Raw genomic sequence first — 8,543 nt, 5'->3', positions numbered from 1 at the left:
CTTTCATGCAGCGTGCTCCGTTATGAGTTCGCCGCAGACGATACGGCGATGCAGGCTCATGTCGATGTTGCGGCCGGAGAGGATGAGGACGGTCGGGCCTTTCGCCTTCACCTTTCCGGAAAGCAGCGCGCCGATGCCGACGGCGCCTGCGCCCTCGACGATCTCGCGCTCTTTCTCATAGGCATGGCGGATGCCGGCGGCGATCTCGTCCTCGGAAAGCAGGATGACATCGTCGAGCAGGCTGCGGCACATGGCAAAGGTCAGTTGGTTGTCGAGGCCGATGCCGCCGCCGAGCGAATCCGCCAGCGTCGGCAGTTCCTCGACCTGCACCGGCCGGCCGGCATCGAGGCTCGCCTTCATCGCCGCACCTCGCTCCATCGAGATGCCGAGAACTTTCGTGCTCGGGCTCACACCCTTGACGGCCGCCGCGACGCCCGCGGCCAATCCGCCGCCGGAGAGCGGTACAAGCACGCTTGCTGCGTCCGGGACCTGCTCCATGATCTCCAGCCCGAGCGTGCCCTGCCCGGCGATGATGTCGGGATGGTCGAACGGAGGCAGCATAATCAGCCCCTCCTTCGCGACCAGCCGGTCGACTTCCTGCTGGGCATCATCTTGGCTGTTGCCGACGATGCGGATATCCGCGCCCAGACGGCGGATGGCGTCGAGCTTGTTTTCGGGCACCAGTTTCGACATGCAGATCACTGCGCGCATGCCTTCGAGCCTGGCGGCATGCGCAAGCGCGCGGCCGTGATTGCCGGTCGACGCCGCGACGACGCCGCGCGATCTTTGCTGCGGGCTCAACGCGGCGATGGCGTTGGACGCGCCGCGCAGCTTGAACGCGCCGGTGGTCTGGTGATGCTCCAGCTTGAGGTGGACGGGATGGCCCGCGCGATCCGACAGGCTTTGCGACAAGACGGTTGGCGTCCGCTCAATCTTGTTGGCGATACGCTCGCGGGCGGTGCGTATGTCCGCGAGGGCGATGGCGCGCGTCATCGGGCGACCCCCTCTGGCCTGCCGGCCATCTCCCCCTCAAGGGGGGAGATCACCAGCTTCGACGCTGTCTCTCTTCTTGCAACGTCGATGATTGGCGAAAGCGTAACAGCAGCCAATCCCCCCCCTTGAGGGGGAGATGGCCGGCAGGCCAGAGGGGGTCGCTCTTGTAAGCAGGACATAATTTTACTGTCCAAGCGGCTTCGTCATCAGCCGGCCGAACTCCGGCCGTGGTGTGTCGTCGCCGCAGAGTCGCAGGCAATTCCAGGCGCTGGCCTGGTTACTGGTGACGACCGGGCGGCCGATCGCCTCCTCCATGCCTGGAACGGCAAGCGCCGCGCGTAGCGCCGTGCACGAAACGAACAGCGCATCGGCCCGTGCATGGGTGACTTTGCGCGCCAGATCAACGAGAGCGCCCGGCTTGATGCGCGCCATCTCGCGGTCGTCCTCGAAGCCGAGACAGGTGAAGCTCTCGATGTCGAAGCCGTGCGCGGCGAAATAGGTCGCCATCGGCCGGCTGGTCTCGATGGTGTAAGGGGTCAGAATGCTGATGCGCTTCACCCCGAAGGCATTCAGGCCGCGCACGCCGGCCATGGGTGGCGTGACCACGGGAACGTTCGGTTTGGCCGCCTGGATCGCGGCTTCGATCTCGGCGTCGCCGATCACCACGGAGGCCGAGGTGCAGGAGTAGCAGACGGCGTCGAGTGGCTCGTCCGGCAGGATGAGCGCCGCGCCCGCCGAAAGCTGCGGCTGCATCTTGCGCAAATTCCCCGGCGTCGTCGGATTGGCATAGGGAATGCGCGCGACATAGACGCCGATCCGCTCGCTCGCCACCATGCGGCGGAAGTCGATCTCGCTGGTATGGTCGGTGGCAAGGGCGATCAGGCCGACGCGTTTTTCCAGCGGACGCGCATCGAGGGCGGGCCGGCTCGGCGCCAGCCGGATTTCGGGCAACGGTTTCATGACTTTCATCTTTCGATCCTGCCGTAGCGGTGCTCCAGCCAGCGCAAGAGTACGACGGAGCAGAGGCTGATGACGAGGAAGAAGGCGCCAACCAGCGTCATCGGTTCGATGTAGCGATAGTAGCTGTTGGCGACGCTCTTGGCCTGGTTCATCAGCTCGAGCACAGTGATCGCCGAAAGCAGCGGCGTCTCCTTGAACATGGCGATGAAATAGTTGGCCAGGGCCGGGATCATCGGCGGGATCGCCTGCGGCAGGATGACATGCGTCCAGGTGTGGTGGCCGCTCAGATTGCAGGCCTTGGCGGCCTCCCACTGGCCGCGCGGCACATTGTCGATGCCGGCGCGATAGACCTCGGCGGTATAGGTGCCGTAGTGCAGACCGAGCCCGATGACGCCCGCCACCAGCGGCGGCAAGAGGATGCCGATGTCGGGCAGCACGTAGAAGATGAAGTAAAGCTGCACCAGGAGCGGCGTGCCGCGGATGAATTCGGCGAACCAGCCGACGCTGCGCGACACCGCCCGGTTCGGCGAGCGCCGCGCCAGCGCTATCGCCAGGCCGACGATCGCCGCCAGGACCGAGCCGAGCACCGTCGCCAGGATCGTGATCTTCACGCCCTGGATCAGCGTCGGCATGATCTCCCGGACAAAATTCCAATCCCATTCCATCAGACACGCACTCCGTCGAGGCCGCGCGCCATGCGGCGCTCCAGCGAGCGCACGCCCCAGGAGATGATCAGCGCAAGCACGAAATAGATGACGAGGACGGAAACGAAAGGCATCAGCGTGCTGCCAGTCTGCGAGCGCACCACCTGCGCCTGGAAGGTGAGGTCGGCGAGCGAGATCAGCGACACGACCGACGTCGCCTTGAGCAGTTCGATCGCGTTGTTGCCGAAGGTCGGCAGCATGATGAGCAGCGCCTGCGGCAGGATGACGTGGCGCATGCCTTGCCAACGGCCGAGATTGAGCGCCGTGCAGGCCTCGTACTGCTCGCGGCCGATCGACAGGATGGCGCCGCGCACCACTTCCGCCGCATAGGCGCCGACATTCAAGCCCAGCGCCAGCACGCCAGCCTGCAAGGGCGTCAGCGACAAGCCGGCGAAGGGCAGCACGAAATAGGCCCAGAACAGTTGCACGAAGATCGAGGTGCCGCGGAAGAACTCGATGTAGACCGTGGCCAAGGCGCGCACGATGAAGAAACGCGACACGCGGCCCATGCCGGCGAGGAAGGCCATGACGAGCGCGAGCACCGATCCCATCAGCGTCAGCTCGATGGTGACAAGCGCTCCCTGCAATATCAGGTCGAGATAGCCGGACCACTGGGTCATTGGGTTTCAAAATTCCAATCGTTTGCTGTTATGCGAGACAGCCGCGACAGCCTCTTCTCCCCGTTCACGGGGAGAAGAGGCTGTCCACCCTCCGAAGCTGCAGCGTAGCTGCTGCGAAGGGCGGGCAGGCAGATGAGGGCAGCGCGAACGCTGAAATGCTGGCGCCGCCCCTCATCCGGCCCTTCGGGCCACCTTCTCCCCGTGAACGGGGAGAAGGAAAAGTCGCGCCTACTTCGCCGCGCAGAGCTTCTCGCGCGTCGTCGACATCGCCGCCTTGGCCGAGAAGCCGTAGGGCTCGATGATCTTGGCGAACTCGCCGGACTTCTTCATCTTGGCGAGCTCGACGTCATAGGCATCGCGCAGCGCCTCGTCGCCCTTCTTGAAGGCGGCGCCGTCGCAATAGACCGGCGCGCCCTGCACCGGCGCGATCACTTCGAGGTTCGGATCGTTGGCCTTCTTGATCAGGTCGTTGATCGACAGGACGGGGAGCGAATAGGCGTCGATGCGGCCGTCCTGCACCATCTTCAGGCCGCTCTGGCCGTCCGGCACGACGATGACGCGGTCGCGCGGCACGCCGGCGGTGAGCGCCAGCTTCTCCTCGGTGCCGCCGCCAGGTGCGCCGACGGTGGCGGACGTGTCCTTGGCGATGTCCTCATAGCTCTTGAAGCCCTTCGGATTACCCTTCTTCACCAGCATCGCCTCGGCATCGCAAAGCACCGGCTCGGAATAGGCGACTGCCGCGCAGCGCTCCGGCTTCATGAACAGACCGGCGGTGACGACGTCGAAGCGCCCGGCCTGCAGGCCGGGGATCATGGCGCCATATTCGGAGATGGAGGCAACGATATCGTTGACGCCGAGGCGCTTGAAAATCTCGCGCGCCACGTCGGGCGCGGCGCCCGAGACCTTGCCGTCGGCGGCCACCGCCGTGTAGGGCGGCTCATTGGCGATGGCGACGCGGGCGAAGCCTTGCCCCTTGAGCTCCTCCAGCTTGGCGTCGTCGGCCGAACGCGCACCAGAGGCGACCAGCACCGCGGCCACTGCGAGGCCGGCGACGCCAGCCAGAATGCCAAGTTTCTTCATCGTTCCCAACTCCTTATCTCTCTTCTTGGTTTGCTCGGTTCGGGACAGCGTTCTCGCCGCCCGTTTCTGGTCTTCGGGACGGCTTCACCGCCCCTGGGGCATTGCGGTCAGACGCGGTGTCCGGCCGCGATGATCTTCTTCAGGAAGCCCTGCGTGCGTTCCTGCTTGGGATGGCGGAAAATCTCGTCGGGCTTGCCTTCCTCGACGATCCTGCCGCGGTCGAAGAACAGCACCCGGTCGGCGAAGTCGTGGGCGAAGCCCATCTCGTGGGTGACCAAAAGCATCGTCATGTCGGTCTCGGCGGCGAGCTTGCGCATAACGTTGAGCACCTCCTCGACCAGTTCGGGATCGAGCGCCGAGGTGACCTCGTCGAACAGCATGATCTTGGGCGACAGCGCCAGCGCCCTGGCGATCGCGACGCGCTGCTTCTGGCCGCCGGAAAGCTGCGCCGGCATCGCCTTGGCCTTGTCGGCCAGGCCGACCATGTCGAGCAGTTCCATCGCCCGCTTTTCGGCGGCGACGCGCGCGACGCCCTTGGTCAGCATCGGCGCCAGCGTCACGTTGTCTATGACGCATTTGTGCGGGAACAGATTGAAGAGCTGGAAGACCATGCCGATCTTCTGGCGCATCTTGGCCAGGTGCCGCTCGTCGGCCGGCAGCAGCTGCCCGTTGCGCTCCATGTGATAGAGCTGCTCGCCGTCGATCTGGATGTGGCCGCCGTCGATCTTCTCCAGCGTCATCAGGATGCGCAGGATCGTCGTCTTGCCCGATCCGGACGGACCGATCAGCGCCAGCTTCTCGCCCGGCATGACCTGCATCGACAGGCCGTCCAGCACCTTGAAGGTACCGAAGCTCTTCGAAATGGCGTCGACCTTGATAATGGGCGCGGGCAACAGATTTCCCCGTTCTGGAGCAGCCTATGCCCTTAACGATGCGAAACACTCCAAATCATGTCAATTAGGAAAATAATATCATGACAATATTTCGGGCGTCGCACAATTTCAGGGCAATCTGCGCTCCGCTTATGCATCAGATGGCGAGCAGGAGATGCTCCGGATCGCCGAGCAGGAGCTTGGCGACAACGCTCAAGCCCGCGCGCAGTTCCCCCTCGGTGGTCGATCCGAGCGAGATACGCACGGCCGGATGCCAGGGCGTGTCGGCGATGCGGAAAGACGTGCCCGGCGCGATCGCCACGCCACGCAGGCGCGCCTGCGCGACAAAGCTCTCCTCGGCCCGGTCGCCGGGCAGCTCCAGCCAAAGATGCAGCCCGTCGCGATGGCTGCGATAATCGACGCCCGAGAGCACTTCCGCCGCGATCTCCTGCCGTCGCCTGAGCGCCCCGCGCTGCCACTTGACCAGCTCCATCGCCGTGCCGTCGCTCACCCAGCGCGTCGCAATCTCCGCCACCATCGGCGTCGCCATCCAGTTCGAGACGAGGTGGCGGTTGGCGACGGCAGCGACGTAGCGGTCCGGCACGGCGAGATAACCGATGCGCAAACCCGGCACGACGATCTTGGTGAATGAGGTGACGTAGAGCGTTCGCTCGGGCGCGAAAGCAGCGACAGCGGGAGGCCGGCCTTCGACCAGAGGCCCAAGCACATCGTTTTCGATGATGGCGATATCGTGCTTGCGCGCGACGGCCGCGATCTGCTCGCGGCGGGCGGCGTCCATCAAGGTGGCCGTCGGGTTGATGACCGAAGGCTGGACGAAGACGGCGCGGATGTCCGACAGACGGCAGGCCTCGTCGAGCGCCTCGGGAATGAGCCCATTGCCGTCGATCGGCAGGCCTTCGAGGTTGAAGCCGAGATAGCGGGCAAGCGGCACCAGCGTGTGGTGGCCGATCGCCTCGGTGGCGACGGTCGAGCCGGGTGGCGCCACACTCATCAGCGCCACCGTCATGCCGGCCGTGGCGCCATTGGTGAGGCAGATATTCTGCGGCGACGCTTCGAGGCCGCAGAGCTTCAGCCACTCGACGGCCACCGCGCGATGGCGCGGGAACACCATGTTCGGCCGGAACGACAGCGCCGAGCTCGACGGCAGGTTCTCGGAGAGCCACCCCAGTGCCTGCTTCAGCTTCTCCAGATGCATCGGCTCGCAGACCGGCTTCAGGATGGAAAGATCGATGACCTCGCCCAACCGTTCTGGGAGGTAGGGCGGATCCGGCTCGCGGCGCTGCGTCTGCACGAAGCTGCCGCGTCCGATCTCGCCGGAGATCAGGCCGCGGCGAATCAGCTCCTCATAGGCGCGGCTGACGGTCTGCACGGAAAGTTTCAGGTCATCCGCAAGGCGTCGGTGCGTCGGCAGCCGAGCGCCATTGGCGAGCCGCCCGTCATGGATCGCGCGCGCGAACTGGTCGGCCAGCGAAAGGTAGGCCGGCCGGCGGATGAGAGCGGGATCTGGCTGCCATAATGTCATGACTTATTAGAGATCGAAATCAGTGCAATTGACAATCGAAATAATGCATCGTCATGGTGTCTTGGACAGAAAACGGAGCCGGCATGGCGGCAGCGAAACTCGACCCGATCGACCTCAAGATCCTGGACGCCATCCAGCGCGACGGGCGCATCACCAAGCTGGCGCTGGCCGAGAAGGTCGGCCTCTCGCCGACGCCCTGCTGGATGCGGCTGCGCAAGCTGGAGAAGGCCGGCATCGTTTCCGGCTATCACGCCTCGATCGCCATGCGCGCGATCGCGCCAGTGGCGACGGTGCTGATGGAAGTGACGCTTGCGAGCCACCGCCAAGCCGATTTCGACCGTTTCGAGCGGGTCATCCGCGACATCCCCGAGATCGTCGCCTGCTGGTCGGTCGGCGGCGGCGTCGATTATGTGCTGAAAGTGATGGCGCGCGACATCGACGCCTATCAACGACTCGTCGACGCTCTGCTGGAACGCGAGATCGGCATCGACCGTTACTTCACCTACATCGTCACCAAGACGGTGAAGGAGGAGACGGTGTTGCCGGTCGCCGACCTGCTGCCGGGGCAAGCGTGAGCCCCCTATCCGGCCGCTACGCGGCGACCTCCTCTCCCCTCGGAGAGAGGTCGGATTGCCCCCAGTTGCCCTTCGCAATTCGGTCGGCAATCCGGGTGAGGGGGACTCCGCCTCAGTTGCAGCGTACGTCTGAGGCTAGGAGAGAGATCGTCCTGCCCTGCCTCCGAATAGAGACAATCTCTCTACAAGCGGCTGCCGAAACAGCCTCTCTGTCTCAGTCGCGCGGCTAGTCTCTCCACATCGCATAGGCACCGGGAGATATCGATGTCAGCGCATTTTGCACGCCCGCACCGCCACGAAGCACTGGACCGCCTGACCGATCGCCGTCTGCTGCGCGATCTCGGCTATGTCGGCGGCCACTGGACGGCTGGCCATTCGGCCGCGAGCTTCGAGGTCACCGATCCCGCCACCGGTTCCACCGTGGCCTTCGTCGCCGCGCTCGATGCCGGTCAGACGATCGACGCGATCGACGCGGCGTCCCGCGCCCTGCCCGCCTGGCGCTCTGCCCTGCCGCAGGAGCGCTCCAGGATTTTGCGAAAATGGTTCGAGCTGATGATCGCCGCCAAGGACGACCTTGCGCTGCTGATGACGTTGGAACAGGGCAAGCCGCTCAAGGAATCGCTTGGCGAGATCGACTACGCCGCCTCCTTTGTCGAGTGGTATGCCGAGGAAGCGAAACGCCTCAATGCCGAAAGCGTCAGCAGCCATCTGCCCAACGCCGAGATGACGGTGCGCCGCGAGCCGCTCGGCGTGGTCGGTGTCGTCACCCCATGGAACTTTCCGTCGGCCATGCTCACCCGCAAGGCCGCGGCGGCGCTTGCCGCCGGCTGCACCGTGGTGGCGCATCCGTCCTCCGAGACGCCGCTGTCGGCGCTGGCATTAGCCGAACTTGGCGAGCGCGCCGGACTGCCGGCCGGCGTCTTCAATGTCGTCACCGGCGATGCCCGCACGATCGTCGGCGCGATGTGCGCCGATGCCAGGGTTCGCGCCATGAGCTTCACCGGCTCGACCGAAGTCGGCAGGCTGATCGCCGCGCAGAGCGCGCCGACCATGAAGCGGCTGGTGATGGAGCTCGGCGGCCACGCGCCGCTGATCGTCTTCGACGACGCCGATATCGACAAGGCGGTGACGATCGCGATCGACGCGAAATTCGCCACCTCCGGCCAGGATTGCCTGGCCGCCAACCGCGTCTATGT

Annotated in this window: 9 protein-coding genes; 2 read left to right on the top strand and 7 right to left on the bottom strand. The window is 65.1% G+C overall.

The features are described from left to right. Positions 1 to 3: 3 nt before the first annotated feature. The 7 genes from eutB to EOA29_RS16745 form a co-directional block, all read right to left on the bottom strand. Positions 4 to 993, bottom strand: a complete 990-nt coding sequence (eutB, locus tag EOA29_RS16780; RefSeq protein WP_126092246.1) for a hydroxyectoine utilization dehydratase EutB — start codon at positions 991 to 993, stop codon at positions 4 to 6. Between the two features lie 183 nt (positions 994 to 1,176). After that, positions 1,177 to 1,953 carry an ectoine utilization protein EutA gene (eutA, locus tag EOA29_RS16770; protein ID WP_126095778.1) on the bottom strand — a complete coding sequence of 259 codons (777 nt, stop codon included), beginning with the start codon at positions 1,951 to 1,953 and terminating at the stop codon, positions 1,177 to 1,179. 5 nt (positions 1,954 to 1,958) lie between these two features. Beyond that, on the bottom strand, positions 1,959 to 2,618 hold the full coding sequence (ehuD, locus tag EOA29_RS16765) for an ectoine/hydroxyectoine ABC transporter permease subunit EhuD (RefSeq protein WP_127221163.1): 660 nt from the start codon (positions 2,616 to 2,618) through the stop codon (positions 1,959 to 1,961). Continuing rightward, the gene (gene ehuC, locus EOA29_RS16760) at positions 2,618 to 3,277 is read right to left on the bottom strand and encodes an ectoine/hydroxyectoine ABC transporter permease subunit EhuC (RefSeq protein ID WP_126092244.1); all 660 of its coding nucleotides are present in this window, start codon (positions 3,275 to 3,277) and stop codon (positions 2,618 to 2,620) included. Before ehuC ends, ehuD begins: the two co-directional genes overlap by 1 nt. Before the next feature lie 228 nt (positions 3,278 to 3,505). Further along, positions 3,506 to 4,357, bottom strand: a complete 852-nt coding sequence (gene ehuB / locus EOA29_RS16755; RefSeq protein WP_126092243.1) for an ectoine/hydroxyectoine ABC transporter substrate-binding protein EhuB — start codon at positions 4,355 to 4,357, stop codon at positions 3,506 to 3,508. A 107-nt stretch (positions 4,358 to 4,464) separates the two neighbouring features. Continuing rightward, positions 4,465 to 5,250 carry an ectoine/hydroxyectoine ABC transporter ATP-binding protein EhuA gene (ehuA, locus tag EOA29_RS16750; RefSeq protein WP_126092242.1) on the bottom strand — a complete coding sequence of 262 codons (786 nt, stop codon included), beginning with the start codon at positions 5,248 to 5,250 and terminating at the stop codon, positions 4,465 to 4,467. 136 nt (positions 5,251 to 5,386) lie between these two features. Further along, on the bottom strand, positions 5,387 to 6,772 hold the full coding sequence (locus EOA29_RS16745) for a PLP-dependent aminotransferase family protein (RefSeq protein ID WP_126092241.1): 1,386 nt from the start codon (positions 6,770 to 6,772) through the stop codon (positions 5,387 to 5,389). An 83-nt stretch (positions 6,773 to 6,855) separates the two neighbouring features. On the opposite strand from EOA29_RS16745, the gene EOA29_RS16740 reads away from it, so the two are divergent. After that, positions 6,856 to 7,347, top strand: a complete 492-nt coding sequence (locus tag EOA29_RS16740; protein WP_126092240.1) for an Lrp/AsnC family transcriptional regulator — start codon at positions 6,856 to 6,858, stop codon at positions 7,345 to 7,347. A 264-nt stretch (positions 7,348 to 7,611) separates the two neighbouring features. Continuing rightward, on the top strand, positions 7,612 to 8,543 hold a 932-nt coding region (locus EOA29_RS16735), incomplete at its 3' end, for an aldehyde dehydrogenase family protein (protein WP_127221162.1).

Source organism: Mesorhizobium sp. M1E.F.Ca.ET.063.01.1.1, from assembly GCF_003998155.1.
Taxonomy (GTDB): Bacteria; Pseudomonadota; Alphaproteobacteria; order Rhizobiales; family Rhizobiaceae; genus Mesorhizobium.
Note: the sequence above shows the minus strand (reverse complement) of the source record. Positions and strands in the feature narration are given on the sequence as shown.

What these genes read in the sequence shown, in the direction of transcription:
- eutB (WP_126092246.1), bottom strand. Translation starts at nt 993, where the DNA reads ATGACGCGCGCCATCGCCCTCGCGGACATACGCACCGCCCGCGAGCGT.
- EOA29_RS16745 (WP_126092241.1), bottom strand. Translation starts at nt 6,772, where the DNA reads ATGACATTATGGCAGCCAGATCCCGCTCTCATCCGCCGGCCGGCCTAC.
- ehuC (WP_126092244.1), bottom strand. Translation starts at nt 3,277, where the DNA reads ATGACCCAGTGGTCCGGCTATCTCGACCTGATATTGCAGGGAGCGCTT.
- eutA (WP_126095778.1), bottom strand. Translation starts at nt 1,953, where the DNA reads ATGAAACCGTTGCCCGAAATCCGGCTGGCGCCGAGCCGGCCCGCCCTC.
- ehuB (WP_126092243.1), bottom strand. Translation starts at nt 4,357, where the DNA reads ATGAAGAAACTTGGCATTCTGGCTGGCGTCGCCGGCCTCGCAGTGGCC.
- EOA29_RS16740 (WP_126092240.1), top strand. Translation starts at nt 6,856, where the DNA reads ATGGCGGCAGCGAAACTCGACCCGATCGACCTCAAGATCCTGGACGCC.
- ehuD (WP_127221163.1), bottom strand. Translation starts at nt 2,618, where the DNA reads ATGGAATGGGATTGGAATTTTGTCCGGGAGATCATGCCGACGCTGATC.